This window comes from Salinispora sp. CH2A1_6 (assembly GCF_056820975.1).
This window is the reverse complement of the sequence record NZ_JBXEDG010000003.1, coordinates 916,337-932,673: the sequence shown is the minus strand read 5'-3', so window position 1 is coordinate 932,673 and position 16,337 is coordinate 916,337. Positions and strand designations below refer to the sequence as shown.

The following is a 16,337-nucleotide window of genomic DNA, read 5'->3' as shown; positions in this document are numbered from 1 at the left end:
CCACCCACCCAGCGGCCCTATCCGGGCCACGGACCCAAGGAGCACCACATGACGATTACCGCCCAGGACTTCCTGATGGGCAGCGGCAGCAAGTCCGCCAAGTTCCCCTCTGTCGGCACCACCGTTACCGGGCAGATTGTCCGTGAGCCGGAGGTCACCCAGCAGACCGAGTTCGGCACCGGCCGGCCGCTGACCTGGGACGACGGCAAGCCCCGCCTCCAGCTGGTCGTGCAGATCCAGACCAGCGAGCGGGACCCGCAGGACGTGGAGGACGACGGCGTCCGCGCCATCTACGTCAAGGGCAAGAGCCTCACCAACGCCGTCCGCGACGCCGTCCGCAAGGCCGGTGCCCAGGGCCTCGAAGTCGGCGGCACCCTCACCGTCGCCTACGTCGGTAACGGTGAGGCCGACCGTGGTATGCCGCCGAAGCTCTACACCGCCACCTACCAGCGGCCCACCCCCACCGCCGACTTCCTCAACGGCGGTCAGCCGGCCGACACGACCGCCGCCCCGGCCGCCGACACCGCGCCGGCCGGCGTGGACCCGGCGCTGTGGGCGCAGATGAGCACCGACCAGCGCGCCAAGCTCCGCGCCGCCATGGGCCAGTAGTTCCGGTGCCCCCGCGTCGCCGGCCAGCCCCGGGAGAGTGGCTGGCCGGCGGCCCCGGAGCACCGGCACCACCCACCCCGGATAGACAAGCGCAGGAGTCAGATAGATGACGAGCACCGAGCAGACGGCCACCGGCCTCGACCACACCATGGTCAGGACGTGGTTCGACGTGCTCTATGTCAACACCCCCGGCCTCGTCCACATCTCATCCACAGGTAACTGGTCCGGCCGCGCCTTCACCGACTACGACCAGGCCACCGACTACGTGACCGAGCTCGACAAAGCCCAACCGGAGGGCATCTACCTACGCGCCACCACCCTCAAAGAACAACCGGGCAAGGGCGGCCGGGGCAGCGCCGCCGACAGCCTCGCCCTGCCCGGCCTCTGGGCCGACCTCGACATCGCCGGCCCCGGCCACAAACACGACGTGTGTCCCGACGACTGCACCAAAGGCCATGGACACATCACCCGGCCGCTGCCCCCCACCGAGGCCGACGCCCGACACATCATCACCGAGGCCGGGCTACCCGACCCCACGCTGTGGGTGCACTCCGGCGGCGGACTCTACCCATGGTGGCTGCTCGACCAGCACACCGACATCACCAACGACAACCTCTCCGACCTGGAACAACTGTCCACCCGCTGGCAGGCCGTCATCGGCCGGTCAGCCGCCGCCCTCGGCTGGCACTACGGCACCGGTGTCGGCGACCTCGCCCGCGTGCTCCGCATCCCCGGAACCATCAACCGCAAGGCCGGCCTGGAGCGACCCTGCCGCATCATCGACGCCCGCCCCGAGCGGTACAGCCTCGACCAACTCCACGCCGGCCTGCGCGACGCCATCAGCCGCCACCCCGACCCGCAACCCGCCCCGCCGCCGGCACCCCGCCGCCTGGAGGTGGTACGGCCCGCAGGACACATCACCCCCAACGACGACTTCGAGGCCCGCACCGGCTGGGACGACCCCCTGCTACTCGGCGGCGCCGACTGGACCGTGGTCAAGGGCGTCCCCGGTTCCTACTGCGAATGGCGCCGCCCCGGCAAAACCGACCCCGGTATCTCCGCCACCACCGGACACGACCCGACCCGCGACCGCCTCAAAGTGTTCACCGACGCCACCGAATTCGAACAAGGCCAGGTGTACACCAAGCCCGGCGCCTACGCCGTGCTCCACCACGGCGGCGACCATAAGGCCGCTACCCGCCACCTCGCCCGCCTCGGCTACGGCCCCCCCACCGAGAAAACCGACCCGGCCGCCGAGCAACGCGCCGCGATCGCCGACCTACTCCCACCCGGGCAAGCCGCCCGCGTCCTAGCCGCCGTGGACGGCACCGCAGCGCGGGTGCTCGCCGAGCCCAAACCCGAGGCCCGATTCTTCGGCGCCACCCAGGACGGGCTCGCGCGGGCGCTCGTGGAGCACCACGGCGACAGGCTGCGTTACTGCCCGCAACGCGGCCGATGGCTGCACTGGACCGGCCACCGGTGGCTGTGGGACGAAGCCGAATGCCACCGCGAACTCATCCGTACCCTCGCCCGAACCCTGCCCGACGGCGAAGGCTGGGCACGATTCAAGGCCAGCGCCCTGTCCGCCAACGGCGTCACCGGTGTCGCGCGCCTCGCCCAGTCCGACCCCAACATCACCGTCCACCTCAACGACCTCGACGCCCGGCCATACGAACTCAACACACCCGCCGGCACCATCGACCTGCGCACCGGAGAACTACAGCAGGCCGACCCGGCCGCCCTTCACACCAGATGCACGGCGGTCGCCCCCGACTTCGACCGCCGATCCGAGGCGTTCGAACGGTTCCTCACCGACACGTTCGCCGACGCTGACCTACTCAAGTACGTACAACGGCTGCTCGGGATCTCCACCATCGGCACCGTCCTCGAGCAGCTCCTGCCGTTCGGCCACGGCACCGGCGCCAACGGCAAGAGCACCCTCCTTGAAGCGGCCATGCACGCCCTCGGCGTCGGTGAAACCGGATACGCCATGGCCGCCCCCGCCGAGATGCTCATGGTCCGCCGACACGCCGAGCACCCCACCGAACTCGCCCAACTCGCCGGCGCGCGCCTCGTCGTATGCTCCGAACTCGACGACGGCCAGCGATTCGCCGAAGCCCGCGTCAAACAGCTCACCGGCCGCGACTCCATCAACGCCCGCTTCATGCGCCGTGACCCGTTCACCTTCATCCCCAGCCACACCCTGTGGCTGCTCGGAAACCACAAGCCCGCCGCCCGCACCGGGGGCCCCGCCTTCTGGCGAAGGGTCCGGCTGCTGCCCTTCACCCAGGTCGTACCCGAAGACCGCCGCGACACCAAGCTGGGGGAGAAACTCGCCGACGACGCCCCCGCCATCCTCGCCTGGATGGCCCGCGGCGCCGCCGACTACGAGCAGAGCGGACTCCGCGAGCCCACCCTGGTCCGCGCCGCCACCGACGCCTACGAGGCCGACCAAAACACGGTGGCCCGGTTCGTCGAGGACATCTGCCACGTCGCCCCCGGCAACCCCCACATCCGCGTCTACCGCGACGAACTCCGCGCCGCCTACGAACGGTGGTGCCACGAAGGCGGGGACGAAGAAGTCACCCCGCGTACCTTCGCCCAGCAGATCCGCGACCTCGTCAACGACGACGGCCGGGGCAAGACCGGCGGCCGCCGCTACTACACCGGTATCTGTCTTCTCGAGGCCGACCGTGACGACGAAGTGCCCCACGCCTCGGAGTGGTACCGGTGAGAAGTGCCCCAACGCCCCAGCCGCCGACAGCCCCAATTGTCCGAACCGGGGCACTTATCGGGGCACTTAAGGGCACTTCTTCAAACACAAGTGCCCCAGCCCTGACCTGGGCAGATACCCCCGCTGGGGCACTTGGGGCACTTGTGCCGGAGTTGACAAGCCCTTCACGCGCACACGCAAGGCAAACAAACCGGCAGACGTGCCCCAAGTGCCCCACGGACGGTGGGCAATGACCGCCCACCTGATCACCACCCCCATCACCAGCGACACCCATCCCCGCTGCGGCGCCACCGTCCTCACCGGCCACGCCGAAGGACTCCACACCCGCGTCGACCTCACCCCACTCAACCGGGCCGGCGAAATCGCCGCCCTGCTCGACAACCTCCAGACCTACACCCTCACCCGCGGCGGACTCATCCACCGGGACGCCACCCGCATCGCCGGCACCACCCTCACCGGACCAGTCCTCGCCGAACACCGCTGCCACCGCCCGGTACCAACCCACCACCGCCAGCCCAGCCCACCAACGACCCCGGCCGTCATCACCGCCGGCTGCCCCTACTGAGGAGATTTGATGCCCCGTCCCCGCGACATCGGCACCCGAACCGAAACCGCCGTCGTCCGCTACCTCCAACCCCACGGGTGGCCCCACGCAGAACGGCGCAGCCTCCGCGGCGCCCACGACGCCGGAGACATCACCGGCACCCCCGGCATCTGCTGGGAGATCAAAGGCGGCGACGCGGCCCGAACCGCCTCCGACCTCACCATCAGCCGCTGGATGTTCGAGCTCGCCACCGAAATGGTCAACGCCCACGCCAACATTGGCGTCCTGGTCGTGCAGCGCGCCGGGATCGGCCCCGCCAACGCCGGGCGTTGGTGGGCCGTCATGCCCGCCCACCAGGTCATCGCACTCGCCACAGGTGTTCGGCCGGCACTGCGAATGCATTGGCCCGTGCGGATGCTGCTCGCCGACGCCGCCACCCTCCTGCACGCCGCCGGCTACGGCCAACCCCAACCCGCCACCGCCGCCTGAGGAGGCCGCCATGCCTGAGATCCGCACCGTCCACACCGCCCGCACCGCCCACGACTGCCAGGCAGAGCCATGCGCGAACACCATCCGGCCCGGCGACCGGTACCTTGCCGCCGCCCTGCCCCCCGGTGACGAGCATGTCGGCAACGAGCACTGGGGACGGCTGCGCATCTGCGAGCCCTGCGCCACCCGCTGGGGTCAAACCCTCGACGAGCAGGCCACCCCACGCCGCCCCACGCCCAGCACACCTGAGGAGATGCCATGACCCAGCACGTCAACCTGCCCATCCACCGCGAGTACGACCAGGCGCAGCGTGCGCTCACCGACGTGTGGGCCGCCCTCAACCGCGCCAGCTGCCACAACCCCCTCGCCACCGCCGCCGAACTCATCGACCAGCTCGCCGCCGAGCGGGACCGCGCGCACGACGCCTCCGCCACCGCCGCCGAGCTGATCGGCACCCTCGCCGCGCAGCGGCACCGCGCACACGACCTCGTCGAGCTGCTCGACCTGGTCACCCTCATCACCGCCGCTGAATCCCGCGCGGCCGACAGGGACAGGGGTGACCGTGACCAGATGCCTGCATGGATGACCGGCGACGACAGCACGCCCACACCGCGACAGGACAGCCCGGACCAGACCCCGGCCACGCGGGCCGGCCGTCCGACGGCCTGGTATGACCTGCCCATCGCCGCCGGCATGTGGCGCGCCGACGCCGCCGACGCCCATGAGTAGCGCATGGCGCGGCGGCAGCACCAGCGCCGTGACACCGCACCACCTCCACGCCACCGCCGCCGCCTGGTCCATCCACACCGCCAGACAGCGCCTCGACGTGCTCGCCTCCACCGAGGCCCGGCACCGAGGCGACACCCTCACCGCCGCCGCCCCCATCCTGCGCAGCCCCATCCACGGCACCATCCACCCTATCGGCGGACACGCCGACCCGGTGGCCACGCTGACCGCCGACCGGCCCCCACCGCTTGCGCAGACGTGGGCGCAGCGGATCCAACGCCTGAACGGCCGACTGACGTGGCTCGCCAACACTTACCGGCTCCCGGCCGGCCGCGACCCGATCCGGCGCATCCTCCACGCCCTACCCGGACTCGGCCTGCCGCCCCGTGCCCTCGGCCTCCTCGCCTCGCACCTCGCCGACGAGGACGAGCTGGTCCGCGGCTGGCTCAACCAGCCGCCCTACCGCACGCGGATACCCGGCGACTGCCCCGGCTGCCGGCAACGCTCCCTCGAGGTGACCACCATCGGACCCGCCACCGCCCGCACCGTGATGTGCGCCGCCGACTGCCGGCACACCCCCGGCTGCCGGTGCCCCGGAGGGCTGGAGGGCGTGCGGCACATCTGGCCTCGAGACACCGCACTTGGCGTGGTCGCAGGGCACGACGCTGGACGCGCGGCGTGATCCGTGACCCGAGCACCGGCCGCGAGTGGGGCACCGCCACCCAACTCGCCGCCGCCCTCGGCGACGACGTCACCGTCGCGATGGTCCGCCGCTGGCGTGACCGCGACGGACTCACCACCCGCGCCGGCTACAGCCCATTGGACGAGGCCGCCCGCATCGAGGCCGCCAAGCGCCTCTCACCACGCGGACGGCCACGCCCGACTTGACCTTGCGATAGCGCGTCCGGCATGATTTGTTCACCAACTCCGCTAGGCGGAGTGTGCCCAAAGCCCGGTCGACCACTCAGTGGCGCCGGGCTTTCGCGTACCAGGACCGGGACGCGACGAGGGGGAGGTGGGCAGGTCGCAGGCTGGGATGGCCTGCCCGCACACCACACCGGGAGAGGGGTAGCCGTGCCGCGAGCCCTCAAACCCTGCTCCGCCCCCGGATGCCCCACCCTCGTTGCATACGGTCGATGCCCGGCACACATCCAGCAAGCAGAGCAGCGCAGAGGCACCGCACGTCAGCGTGGCTACGATCACCGTCACCGACGTTTCCGCACCGCCGTGCTGAAAGGCGATCCCCTCTGCGTCTGCAGCGATCACACCCACGACCATGACGGCCAATGCTTACGGCCTTCTACTGTGGCCGACCACCACCCACGATCACGACGTGAGCTGGTTGACGCGGGCCTCGACCCTAACGACCCACGTTACGGGCGCGGCCTGTGTAAGCGATGCCACGACAAGCACACCAGCCTGTCGCAGCCCGGGGGGTGGCACGGGGAGTGTGGATCTAACGGTGTTTCCGGCCTGACCTGCCAGGCGTTGTGCCTGGTGAGGAGGGTGCCGTGATGACCGCGACACTGAACGATCAGACCGGACGTAAGAAGCGGCCCGAGTCGACCGCGGAGGCGAAAGCCGCCGTCGAGTTGGTCCGAGCCGCCAAGGAACAAGGGCTGTCGTTGACGGGCCCGGACGGGCTGCTCAAGCAGCTGACCAAGACGGTCCTGGAGACCGCACTGAACGAGGAGATGACCGAGCACCTCGGCTACGAAAAGCACGACCAGGCCGGTGTCGGGTCGGGCAACATCCGTAACGGCACTCGGTCGAAGACGGTGTTGACCGACGGCAACGGCCCGGTGCAGATCGATGTGCCGCGGGACCGGGCGGGCACGTTCGAGCCGCAGATCGTCCGTAAGCGGCAGCGGCGCTTGTCGGGGGTCGACGAGGTCGTGTTGTCGCTGTATGCCAAAGGCCTCACGACCGGGGAGATCAGCGCGCACTTCGCCGAGATTTACGGGGCTTCGGTGTCGAAGGAGACGATCTCCCGGATCACCGACAAGGTGCTCGAGGAGATGGCGGATTGGTCGCACCGGCCCCTGGACGAGATGTACGCCGCGGTGTTCATCGACGCCATCGTGGTCAAGGTCCGTGACGGGCAGGTCGCCAACCGGCCGTTCTATGCCGCGATCGGCGTCACCCTCGACGGCGACAAGGACATCCTCGGTCTGTGGGCCGGCGCAGGTGGTGAGGGCGCGAAGTTCTGGATGAGCGTGCTCACCGACCTACGCAACCGCGGCGTCAAGGACGTGTTCTTCCTCGTCTGCGACGGGTTGAAGGGCCTGCCCGAGGTCGTGACGAACGTGTGGCCCCGCACGGTGGTGCAGACCTGCGTGATCCATCTGATCCGCAACACCTTCCGGCTCACCTCCCGCAAGTACTGGGACGAGATCAAACGCGACATCAAGCCGATCTACACCGCCGTCAACGCCGACGCCGCCCGAGCGGCGTTCGACGACCTGGCCGACAAGTGGCGCGGCCGGTATCCGGCGGTGATCCGCTTGTGGGACAACGCCTGGGCGGAGTTCATCCCGTTCCTCGACTACGACCTGGAGATCCGCAAGGTCATCTGCTCGACCAACGCGATCGAGTCGCTCAACGCCCGCTACCGGCGGGCGGTCAAGGCCCGCGGCCACTTCCCCAACGAGCAGGCCGCGTTGAAGTGTCTGTACCTGGTGACTCGCTCCCTGGACCCCACCGGAGCAGGCAGAACCCGATGGACGATGCGCTGGAAACCCGCGTTGAACGCCTTCGCCATCACCTTCAGCGACCGCTTCCCAGCCGCTGAAACCTACTAACCAAGATCGCCGGAAACACCGCTAGCGAGACAGCCCCGTGGCACGCGCGATAGGCGGGCCGAGTGACCAACCCCGGTCATCACGGAGGGTGATGGCAAGGGTGGGGGTGGGGGATGGCCCCCGAAGGCATCCGGCGGTAGTACCGCCGGGGAGGGTGATTCTGCCCCGTACGGGTTCGTCAGAGTTTTGGTCACGGAAGGTGACTGGCTCTGGAGTGCCGCGCAAGGCGGCTGACGGAGGTTGACATGTCGCCTGGGCCGGCCCCGAAGCACGGCAGCGTTCGTGCGCGACGTAACCGCACCTCGACTGGGGCGATGCTGTCGGCGGTGCACGCCGTCGTGGCGCCTGATCTGCCGACGGCGCATGACTGGCATCCGATGACGGTGTCCTGGTGGCGTGACGTGTGGGCGTCGCCGATGGCTCCCGAGTACGACGACTCGGACAAGCATGGCCTATTCCTACTGGCCGTCCTGGTGGATGATTTCTGGACATCGCCGAGCAAGGAGTTGGCGGCGGAGATCCGGCTGCAGCGGCAGTGCTTCGGGCTGTCGCCGATCGACCGGCGTCGCCTGCAGTGGGAGATTGAACGCACCGATGAGGCGCAGGACAAGGGGCGCAAGCGGCGGTCGGTGAAGCCGAAGGCTGCACCAGGTGACGACCCGCGCAACGCCTTGCGCATGGTGTGAGCACCTTCGTTGTTCCCCCGCTCGATGGGGAGCCGTGGCCGACGCTCGGCAAGGGCGTCTGCGACTTGATCGAGGAACGGGCGGTGTTCGGGCCGGGCTCACTGAAGGGTCAGCCGGCCAAGCTGGATGCCGAGACGAAGGCGATCATCTACAAGGGGTACGAGGTCTTCCCCCGCAGTCATCCACTGGCGGGGCGGCGCCGGTTTCGGCGGGTGCGGATTAGCGCCAGGAAGGGGACGGCGAAGACCGAGAAGTTGGGTTGGGTGGCGTTCGCCGAGCTGCACCCGGAGGGGCCGGTGCGGTTTGACGGCTGGGATGCCTATGGCAACCCGGTCGGTCGTCCGGTACGTGACCCTTACATTCCGCTGCTGGCGTACACCGCCGAGCAGGTGGAAGAGCTGGCCTTCAACGTGCTGTACGTGGTGTGCACGGAGGGCGTGGACGCGGATCTGTTCGACGCTGGCCTGGAGCGCATCATTCGTCTCGACGAGCGGGGCCGGGCGGACGGCAAGGCAGTCCCGTTGGCGCAGTCGCCGAACGCCCGGGATGGTGCCCGGACCACCTTCCAGGGCTACGACGAAACCCACCGCCTTGACCTGCCTCGCAACATCGAGGCGTACGAGACAATGGAGGCGAACCTACCGAAGCGGCCCTTGGATGATCCGTGGTCGATGGGCATCACCACCGCCGGAGAGCCGGGCAAGGGCTCGGTGGCGGAGAGGGACAAGGACGAGGCCGAGGCGATTGAGCGTGGGGAGATCGAAGAGCCGGAGCTGTTCTACTTTCACCGTGAGGCATCCCCTGGTCATGACCTGGGGACGCTTGAGGGTCGGGTGGAGGCGATCCGGGAGGCGTCCGGCCCGGCCGCGGAGTGGTCTGACCTGCGGGGCATCGCGAAGCAGTGGGACCGCCCATCCGCTGACCACACCTACCTGGAACGGGTGTGGCTGAATCGGTGGACGAAGTCCGCGGCGCAGGCGTTTGACGTTAAGCGATGGCGCGAGCAGCTCGCTCGCCCGGTTTTCAGTATTCCCCGCGGCGCGATGGTGACCGCCGGGTTCGACGGGTCCCGGTGGAAGGACACCACCGGCCTGGTTGTCACGCACGTCCCTACCGGCTTTCAGATGCGGTACGGGCTGTGGGTGCCGGAGGACTGCCCGGGTGGTGAGGTGCCCACTGGTGAGGTGGACGAGCTGGTCGAACAGCTCTTCGCGACGTTCAACGTGCTGCGGCTATATGGTGACCCGGCGCAGGGCTGGGATGACCCGCTGGCGAGCTGGGCTGGCCGGTATGGGATGAAGCGAGTCGTGTACTTCTACACGGACTCGCGGAACCTGCGGAAGACGGCGACGATGTGCGCCAACTATGCCGGGGCGATCAGGGGTGGCGATGTCACCAACGACGGCGACGCGGTGTTCGCCCGGCATGTCGGGGCGGCGCAGAGGCGTGAGCTGAACCTGGTCGACGACGAAGGTAAGCCGCTGTGGGTCATGGCCAAGGAGCGCCACGACTCACCAAACAAGATCGACCTTGCGATGGCGGGCGGTTTGTCGTGGCAGGCCCGGCTGGACGCCGTCGCCGCGGGCTTAGCCGTAGACAGCGGCCCGTCGTATGCCTACAGCGCCTGAGGGAGGGACGTCGTGCCGCTGACTGCCGAACAGGCGCTATCAAGGACGCGCAAGCTGTACGACGTCATCTCTGCCCGCCGCGACGACGTGCAGCGGTCCGAGGACTACTTCCGGGGCCGGCAGAAGCTGCGGTTTGCTACCGAGAAGTGGCGGGAGTACCACGCCGACCGGTACCGCGAGTTCTGCGACAACTGGTGCCAGCCCGTTGGTAACAGCCCGAACGAGCGGCTGCGGTTGGATGGATTTCGGCTCGATGACGACCCGGAGCGGTCGGACGCGGAAAAGCTGCTGTGGCGGGACTGGCAGGCCAACGACATGGAAGCCCAGTCGTCACAGGGCTTCCTGGAGTCCATCATCGCCCGCCGTTCGTATGTGCTGGTCTGGGGCGACAATGACGACCAGCCGGTGGCGACGTGGGAGCGCCCCGACCAGGTGGCCGTTGGCTATGACGTTGAACGCCCTGGTCAGCGCGTGGCAGCGCTGAAGACTTGGACCGACGGCGAGACCGAGTACGCCACCCTCTATACCGCCGATGAGGTGTGGAAGTTGCAGCGGCCATACAGCCGGGTGACTGGCACTGCCGACATGCTGCCGGGTGCCGCTGGCTACGAGTTCTTCGAGTCCACCTCCGGCCTCGCCGTGCCGATGCGGGATTCGGCGGGCTGGACGCCCCGACAGGGAGTCGACCGCAACCCAATGCCCAACCCGCTTGGCGTGGTGCCGGTGGTGGAGTTTCCGAACCGGCCCATGCTCGGACGGGAACCACTCTCGGACATCGCGGGCACTGCGTCGATGCAGGACGCGATCAACCTGCTGTGGGCGTACCTGTTCACCGCGGCCGACTTCGCGTCCATGCCGGCGCGGGTCGTGATGGGTCAGGAGCCGCCGAAGATCCCGATCCTTGACGAGAGCGGGCAGAAGGTTGGCGAGAAGCCCGTCGACATTAAGAAGCTGGCCGAGGACCGCATTCTGTGGTTGACCGGGCAGGACACGAAGATCGGCCAGTGGGATGCGGCGAAGCTCGACGTGTTCACGCAGGTGATCGAAACCGCGGTGACGCACATTGCCGCGCAGACCCGCACCCCACCGCACTACCTGGTGCTCGGCAAGGGGCTGGTGAATGTGAACGCGGAGGGCATGAAGACCGCCGAGACGGGGCTGGTCATGAGGGTCAAAGAGATGCAGCTGTTCCTCGGCCCCGCCGTCCGTGAGGTGTTCCGGCTGTTCGCGCTGGTACGCAATAGCAAAGGTCTGGTGGAGCAGGCGAAGTTCGGCGTTGTTCAATGGAAGGACGCTGAGAACCACTCCGAGGCGCAGATGGTCGACGCGTTGGTGAAGCTGCAAACGGTTGGTTTCCCTTTCGCATGGCTCGCAGAACGGTATGGGCTGTCTCAGCCCGAATTGGCGCGGGTGATGACGATGCGACAGAACGAGACCGAGCAGGACCCGATCGCGACCCTGGCCCGGTCGCAGGCCGGCGGGAGCCCACCGCCGCTGCCGCAGGGGTGAACGGTGAGCGTCCGGTCGCTCGCCTCGGAGCACTACCGGCATCGCAGGCGGTTGACGCGGGGCGTGGAGGCGCTCGCGGCGAGGCTGTGGCGGCGGGTGGACCGGGCGCGTATCGCCGACTCGTGGGCGCTGCTCGCGCCGCAGTTGCTGGCTGTGCTGGTGGGGGCGCAGCGGGAAGCGGCGGGCGCGGCGGACGGCTACCTGGCGGCGGTGCTGGCAGCGCAGGGTATCGACGCGGCGGCTGACGGCCGACTGGCGGTAGATGCGCTGGCGGGAGTGGCGTCGGACGGCCGTGACCTCGGTGTGCTGCTGAACCAGCCGGTGCTGACCGCGTTGACCGGGTTGTCCCGGGGTAGCCGGCCGTCGTTGGCGCTCGCGTCGGGTGAGGCAGCAGTACGAATGATCGCCGCGACGCAGGTCGCCGACGCGGGTCGGGTCGCCGACCAGGTGGCGCTCACGGCCCGCCCTGCGGTGCAGGGGTATCGGCGGATGCTGGTAAGCAAGTCGTGCTCGCGGTGTGTGGTGCTGGCCGGGAAGTGGTTCCGGTACAACCGGGGCTTCGCCCGGCATCCGAAGTGCGACTGCATTCACGTGCCGGCGGCTGAGGACACCGCGGCGAGCATCAGCACCGACCCGCGCAAATACTTTGAGTCGCTGTCCCGCGAAGATCAGGACCGGGTGTTCACGAAGGCCGGGGCGGAGTCAATCCGCTTGGACGCGGACGTCAGCCAGGTCGTCAACGCCCGACGCGGGGCGCGAGGGCTCACCACCGCGGGTGCGCGGGTGACCGGCCCAGAGGCGCGGATACTGCGCGGCGGTCGTGGCCGGGGACGGCTTGAGGCGGTTGACGTGTACGGCCGCCAGCTATATGTCACGACGGAAGGGGTGACCGTTCGCGGGCATGCCGGCATCGCGCTCGGCGCTCGCCGGGATGGGGTCCGCCAGGCCAGTTCGCGGTACCGGTCGTCGCGCACACCCCGGCTGATGCCGGAGAGCATCCTCGCCGTCGCCAAGGATCGAGAGGACGCAATTCGCCTGCTTAGGCAATTCGGCTATTTCCTGTAGACCTCCCTACGCGCAAGGCGTGGGACCGACCCCGCAACGGAGTCACAGCATGTCCGACACGGATGACATCAAGCCGGACGAGACCGACGGCATCGACACCAATTGGGTCGTTGATCCGGACGGCGCCGACAAGCTTGACGACCCCGGCAAGAAAGCCCTCGACGCCATGAAGGGCAAGTGGCACAGCGAACGCGACCGGCGCAAAGCCGCGGAGCAAGAACTGGCCGCCCTGAAGGCGCAGGAGGGCGAGGACAGGAAGTCCGACAACCGGCCGGACCCGGACGAGATCCGCAAGCAGGCTAAGGCGGAGGCAGCCGTTGAGGTGCTGCGGGACCGGGTGATGGACAAGGTCGAGACGAAGGCGGCGAAGTTGTTCGCCGACCCCGAGGACGCCCGCGCGCTGCTTGCGTCCCACGTCGATGACTTCATCGAAAACGGCAAAGTCGAGCTCGACGCCATCGAGGAAGCGCTCGATGACCTGCTGAAGCGAAAGCCCCACCTGGCCGCGCAAGGCGGACGACGGTTCCAGGGCAGCGCCGATGGCGGGGCCCGCAAGGGCAACGGGCCGGCGCAACTCACCCGCGACGACCTGAAGGGCATGAGCCCAAAGGAGATCGTCAAAGCCAAGGCCGAAGGACGTCTACGGGACGTACTCGGTCCGAAGTAGCCAGGAGAACAGATCATGGCGATCACAAACTTTGTCCCCGAGGTGTGGGCGGCCGAACTGCTGGTCGCGCTGGAGAAGTCCCTCGTCTATGCCGGTCCCGGCGTGGTCAACCGCAACTACGAGGGCGAGATCAGCCAGTACGGTGACACCGTTCACATCACCGGTCTCGCTGACCCGACAATCGGCACCTACACCCCGCACACCGACATCACCGTTGAGGCGATCACCGACAATACCCAGGCCCTGCTGATCGACCAGGCGAAGTACTTCGCATTCGAAGTTGACGACCTGGAGAAGCGGCAGGCCCGCAGCGGCGGCATGGTGCTGACTGAGCAGGCCCGCAAGGCCGCGTACCGGCTGCGGGACACCGCCGACCAGTATGTCGCCGGTCTGATGGCTGCCGGTGTCGATGCCGGAAACGTGATCGCGGAGCAGACAGTCTCGGTGTCCTCCACGGCCAAGGCGTACGACGTGCTTGTCGACCTGGGCGTGAAGCTCGACGAAGACAACGTCCCGGAGGATGGCCGATGGGCGATCATCACCCCCGCATTTCATGGCCTCCTACTCAAAGACTCTCGGTTCGTCGCCGCCGGTGACGCCGCGGGCGCGGCAACCCGCGCCAACGGCATGGTCGGCGAGGCGGCCGGGTTTTCCATCCGCAAGTCCAACAATGCTCAGGACGGACCCGGTGCGGGCGCGGGCAAGCTGGTCTTCGCCGGCTACAGCGGCGCGGTTACCTACGCCGAGCAGATCGCCAACACCGAGGCCACCCGCAAGGAGAAGGGCTTCGCGGACATCGTGAAGGGCCTGCACCTGTACGGCAGCAAAGTAGTCCGGGCGACCGGTCTGGCCGCTGCCGACGTCATCGTGAGCTGATTACGGTGAAGCCGGGAGACAAGCTGCGGTTCCGGGGGCCGGCGGGCGCTGAGTTCGTCATCACCGTCGGCGTCGCGTTCGACCAGCGCACCATCGCCGCCCGAGTCGAGGCGGGCGAGTGGAAGCCGGTCGAACCGGCGGCAAAGCCTGCCGTCAAGCGGGCCCTGACGAAGAAGAAGCCCGTAAAGGGCGAAGTCTGATGGCCGACACGTTGGCGGCACCGGAGGACCTCGCCTCCCTGCTCCAACTCGACTACACCACCCTGAGTGCAGCGCAGCATGCCACCATGATCATGCTAGTCGAACTGGCTACGGCGAAGGTCCAGCGGGCGGCCGGCGGGCAGCGAATCCTCGAGGGCACCGACACCGCAGTCATTGACGTCGAGGATGGCTACCGCGACCGGCACTTGGCGCTGCCACAGATGCCAGTGCGGTTCGTCGCCTCTGTCGAGATCGAGGGCGTCGCGGTGACGGATTGGCGGCTTTCGCAGCAGATGCTGTGGCGTTCAGCCGGCTGGGGGTCCTGGCGTAAGCCGACACAGGTATCGGTTACCTACAGCCACGGCTATCCGACGGGATCGCAGTGGCTGCAACTCGGCCGCGATCTCACTCTCTCGATGGCGCGGATGCCGTTCGACAACCCGTCCGGCGCCGTGTCAGAGGCGATCGACGACTACCGGATCAGCTACGCGGAAGCCAATGCACGGATGCAGATGACCGAGCCAATGCGGCAAGCGATCGCGGACGCATACGGCACGAGCGCCTACGTGACAGTGTCCCGGTGAGCGCTGCATCCGCGCTCGCCCGTGGCCGGCGTGCTGCCGAGGCGCTGATGGTCGACACTTGCCTGATCCAGCGACGCACTGGCGAGACAACCGACGACGACGGCAACGTGACCTCCACGTTCGTCACCGTCTACAGCGGCAAATGCAAGGTGCATCAACAGTCGGTACAGGCCCGGGCGGCCGACCCGGGTGAGGCGTACGTGCTGATGGTGCGCCGTGAACTGCACCTGCCAGTCGCTACGTCGGTCGGGGTGCGGGCGGGTGACGAGGTGACGGTGCTCGCGTGCGTGCATGACGCGGATCTGGTGGGTCGGGTACTGGTCGTGCGGGACGAGGCGGCGAAGAGCGCGGCGACCGCGCGGCGGCTGGGCGTGGAGGAGCGGACGTCATGACGCTGAGCGTAGAACGCCGGGACCTGGATCAGTGGATGATCACCCTCGGTAAGGCCGTATCTGCCGGGCCCGATGAGGCGGCAAAGGTGGTTGCGAAGGGCGCGCTGAATATCAAGAACGACGCACGGCGCCGGATCGGCCGCCCGGCGCATGCCCCGGCGTATGCGTCGGCGATCACGTACGACACGTACCGCTGGTTCACCGGCCCGGCGGCCGACATCGGACCAGACAAGGGTCGCAGGCAGGGCGCATTGGGCAACGTGCTTGAGTTCGGCACGGTTAACAACGCCCCGATCCCGCACATGATCCCGGCCGCCGAGGCTGAGTCGTCGCGGTTCGAAAAGGCCATGGGTGATCTCGCGGCCCGGCTTTTGGAGGGTGGATGATCCGGGAGCACGCCGACGCGCTGCTGGCGCTGGCTCGGGCCACGCTGGCCGTCCATGACGGGTCGGTGCCCGACGGTGCGCTACCGCCGTACGTGCTGGTGTACTTCGCCGACACCGACCCTGACCTGGCCGAGTCCCGTTCGCTGATAGGCGGCAGCACCCGCCATGTTCTTCGGGCCTACGCGCACTGCGTTGGCGGGAACGCCGGAGCGGCGCGTGCCGTGGCCGACAAGCTGCGTACCGCGTGGCTCGATGTCCGCCCGACGGTCGCCGGCCGGCAGTGCCAGCCGATCCGGCGCGAGGACGGCCAGCCGGCACAGCGGGACGAGTCCACCGGGTCGGTCGTTCTGGACCAGGTCGAGGTGTATCGGCTGGAGTCCGAGCCGGCGTGATCCGACCAGGAAAGTTCGCTGTCCGCCGATGGCGGAACCCGACAGGAAG

Annotated in this window: 20 protein-coding genes; all 20 read left to right on the top strand. The window is 68.5% G+C overall.

All coding sequences use genetic code 11. The features are described from left to right. The first annotated feature begins 48 nt into the window (after window positions 1-48). The 20 genes from AC1UKG_RS09310 (at window position 49) to AC1UKG_RS09215 (ending at window position 16,288) form a co-directional block, all read left to right on the top strand. On the top strand, window positions 49-609 hold the full coding sequence (locus AC1UKG_RS09310) for a hypothetical protein (RefSeq protein WP_482642763.1): 561 nt from the start codon (window positions 49-51) through the stop codon (window positions 607-609). 106 nt (window positions 610-715) lie between these two features. Next, the gene (locus tag AC1UKG_RS09305) at window positions 716-3,343 is read left to right on the top strand and encodes a DNA primase family protein (RefSeq protein WP_482642764.1); all 2,628 of its coding nucleotides are present in this window, start codon (window positions 716-718) and stop codon (window positions 3,341-3,343) included. Window positions 3,344-3,572: 229 nt separating this feature from the next. After that, on the top strand, window positions 3,573-3,908 hold the full coding sequence (locus AC1UKG_RS09300) for a hypothetical protein (RefSeq protein WP_482642765.1): 336 nt from the start codon (window positions 3,573-3,575) through the stop codon (window positions 3,906-3,908). Between the two features lie 9 nt (window positions 3,909-3,917). Then, window positions 3,918-4,376, top strand: coding sequence for a hypothetical protein (locus AC1UKG_RS09295; protein WP_482642766.1), 459 nt, complete (start codon window positions 3,918-3,920; stop codon window positions 4,374-4,376). A 10-nt stretch (window positions 4,377-4,386) separates the two neighbouring features. Continuing rightward, window positions 4,387-4,638: a hypothetical protein gene (locus tag AC1UKG_RS09290; RefSeq protein ID WP_482642767.1), complete on the top strand. Its 252-nt coding sequence runs from the start codon at window positions 4,387-4,389 to the stop codon at window positions 4,636-4,638. Next, a complete protein-coding gene (locus AC1UKG_RS09285; protein WP_482642768.1) occupies window positions 4,635-5,105 on the top strand; it encodes a hypothetical protein in 471 nt (156 codons plus the stop codon). Before AC1UKG_RS09290 ends, AC1UKG_RS09285 begins: the two co-directional genes overlap by 4 nt. Before the next feature lie 28 nt (window positions 5,106-5,133). Continuing rightward, window positions 5,134-5,784 carry a hypothetical protein gene (locus AC1UKG_RS09280; RefSeq protein WP_482642772.1) on the top strand — a complete coding sequence of 217 codons (651 nt, stop codon included), beginning with the start codon at window positions 5,134-5,136 and terminating at the stop codon, window positions 5,782-5,784. Further along, the gene (locus AC1UKG_RS09275; protein WP_482642769.1) at window positions 5,781-5,990 is read left to right on the top strand and encodes a hypothetical protein; all 210 of its coding nucleotides are present in this window, start codon (window positions 5,781-5,783) and stop codon (window positions 5,988-5,990) included. The genes AC1UKG_RS09280 and AC1UKG_RS09275 overlap by 4 nt, the downstream gene beginning before the upstream one ends. A gap of 626 nt (window positions 5,991-6,616) precedes the next feature. Further along, window positions 6,617-7,903, top strand: coding sequence for an IS256 family transposase (locus AC1UKG_RS09270; RefSeq protein ID WP_482641803.1), 1,287 nt, complete (start codon window positions 6,617-6,619; stop codon window positions 7,901-7,903). A gap of 245 nt (window positions 7,904-8,148) precedes the next feature. Then, complete coding sequence (locus AC1UKG_RS09265) at window positions 8,149-8,589, top strand: phage terminase small subunit (protein ID WP_482642331.1); 441 nt, start codon at window positions 8,149-8,151, stop codon at window positions 8,587-8,589. Next, window positions 8,586-10,217 carry a hypothetical protein gene (locus tag AC1UKG_RS09260; protein WP_482642330.1) on the top strand — a complete coding sequence of 544 codons (1,632 nt, stop codon included), beginning with the start codon at window positions 8,586-8,588 and terminating at the stop codon, window positions 10,215-10,217. Before AC1UKG_RS09265 ends, AC1UKG_RS09260 begins: the two co-directional genes overlap by 4 nt. A 12-nt stretch (window positions 10,218-10,229) precedes the next feature. Continuing rightward, entirely contained in the window at window positions 10,230-11,726 is a 1,497-nt protein-coding gene (locus tag AC1UKG_RS09255; RefSeq protein WP_482642329.1) for a phage portal protein, read from the top strand. Between the two features lie 3 nt (window positions 11,727-11,729). Next, on the top strand, window positions 11,730-12,791 hold the full coding sequence (locus AC1UKG_RS09250; RefSeq protein WP_482642328.1) for a hypothetical protein: 1,062 nt from the start codon (window positions 11,730-11,732) through the stop codon (window positions 12,789-12,791). 49 nt (window positions 12,792-12,840) lie between these two features. Continuing rightward, complete coding sequence (locus tag AC1UKG_RS09245; protein WP_482642327.1) at window positions 12,841-13,458, top strand: hypothetical protein; 618 nt, start codon at window positions 12,841-12,843, stop codon at window positions 13,456-13,458. A 15-nt stretch (window positions 13,459-13,473) separates the two neighbouring features. After that, window positions 13,474-14,334, top strand: a complete 861-nt coding sequence (locus tag AC1UKG_RS09240; RefSeq protein ID WP_482642326.1) for a major capsid protein — start codon at window positions 13,474-13,476, stop codon at window positions 14,332-14,334. 5 nt (window positions 14,335-14,339) lie between these two features. Continuing rightward, complete coding sequence (locus AC1UKG_RS09235; protein WP_482642325.1) at window positions 14,340-14,534, top strand: hypothetical protein; 195 nt, start codon at window positions 14,340-14,342, stop codon at window positions 14,532-14,534. Further along, the gene (locus AC1UKG_RS09230; protein WP_482642324.1) at window positions 14,534-15,118 is read left to right on the top strand and encodes a hypothetical protein; all 585 of its coding nucleotides are present in this window, start codon (window positions 14,534-14,536) and stop codon (window positions 15,116-15,118) included. Before AC1UKG_RS09235 ends, AC1UKG_RS09230 begins: the two co-directional genes overlap by 1 nt. Continuing rightward, the gene (locus AC1UKG_RS09225; protein ID WP_482642323.1) at window positions 15,115-15,510 is read left to right on the top strand and encodes a DUF6093 family protein; all 396 of its coding nucleotides are present in this window, start codon (window positions 15,115-15,117) and stop codon (window positions 15,508-15,510) included. The genes AC1UKG_RS09230 and AC1UKG_RS09225 overlap by 4 nt, the downstream gene beginning before the upstream one ends. Continuing rightward, window positions 15,507-15,896 carry a hypothetical protein gene (locus AC1UKG_RS09220; RefSeq protein ID WP_482642322.1) on the top strand — a complete coding sequence of 130 codons (390 nt, stop codon included), beginning with the start codon at window positions 15,507-15,509 and terminating at the stop codon, window positions 15,894-15,896. The genes AC1UKG_RS09225 and AC1UKG_RS09220 overlap by 4 nt, the downstream gene beginning before the upstream one ends. Next, window positions 15,893-16,288 (top strand): hypothetical protein, encoded by a 396-nt coding sequence (locus AC1UKG_RS09215; protein WP_482642321.1) that lies wholly within the window; start codon window positions 15,893-15,895, stop codon window positions 16,286-16,288. The genes AC1UKG_RS09220 and AC1UKG_RS09215 overlap by 4 nt, the downstream gene beginning before the upstream one ends. Window positions 16,289-16,337: the final 49 nt, after the last annotated feature.

Bases quoted from the DNA above. Each gene is read 5' to 3' on its own strand.
- AC1UKG_RS09295 (WP_482642766.1), top strand. From the start codon at position 3,918: ATGCCCCGTCCCCGCGACATCGGCACCCGAACCGAAACCGCCGTCGTC.
- AC1UKG_RS09265 (WP_482642331.1), top strand. From the start codon at position 8,149: ATGTCGCCTGGGCCGGCCCCGAAGCACGGCAGCGTTCGTGCGCGACGT.
- AC1UKG_RS09215 (WP_482642321.1), top strand. From the start codon at position 15,893: ATGATCCGGGAGCACGCCGACGCGCTGCTGGCGCTGGCTCGGGCCACG.
- AC1UKG_RS09290 (WP_482642767.1), top strand. From the start codon at position 4,387: ATGCCTGAGATCCGCACCGTCCACACCGCCCGCACCGCCCACGACTGC.
- AC1UKG_RS09285 (WP_482642768.1), top strand. From the start codon at position 4,635: ATGACCCAGCACGTCAACCTGCCCATCCACCGCGAGTACGACCAGGCG.
- AC1UKG_RS09310 (WP_482642763.1), top strand. From the start codon at position 49: ATGACGATTACCGCCCAGGACTTCCTGATGGGCAGCGGCAGCAAGTCC.
- AC1UKG_RS09220 (WP_482642322.1), top strand. From the start codon at position 15,507: ATGACGCTGAGCGTAGAACGCCGGGACCTGGATCAGTGGATGATCACC.
- AC1UKG_RS09245 (WP_482642327.1), top strand. From the start codon at position 12,841: ATGTCCGACACGGATGACATCAAGCCGGACGAGACCGACGGCATCGAC.
- AC1UKG_RS09230 (WP_482642324.1), top strand. From the start codon at position 14,534: ATGGCCGACACGTTGGCGGCACCGGAGGACCTCGCCTCCCTGCTCCAA.
- AC1UKG_RS09305 (WP_482642764.1), top strand. From the start codon at position 716: ATGACGAGCACCGAGCAGACGGCCACCGGCCTCGACCACACCATGGTC.
- AC1UKG_RS09240 (WP_482642326.1), top strand. From the start codon at position 13,474: ATGGCGATCACAAACTTTGTCCCCGAGGTGTGGGCGGCCGAACTGCTG.
- AC1UKG_RS09270 (WP_482641803.1), top strand. From the start codon at position 6,617: ATGACCGCGACACTGAACGATCAGACCGGACGTAAGAAGCGGCCCGAG.
- AC1UKG_RS09300 (WP_482642765.1), top strand. From the start codon at position 3,573: ATGACCGCCCACCTGATCACCACCCCCATCACCAGCGACACCCATCCC.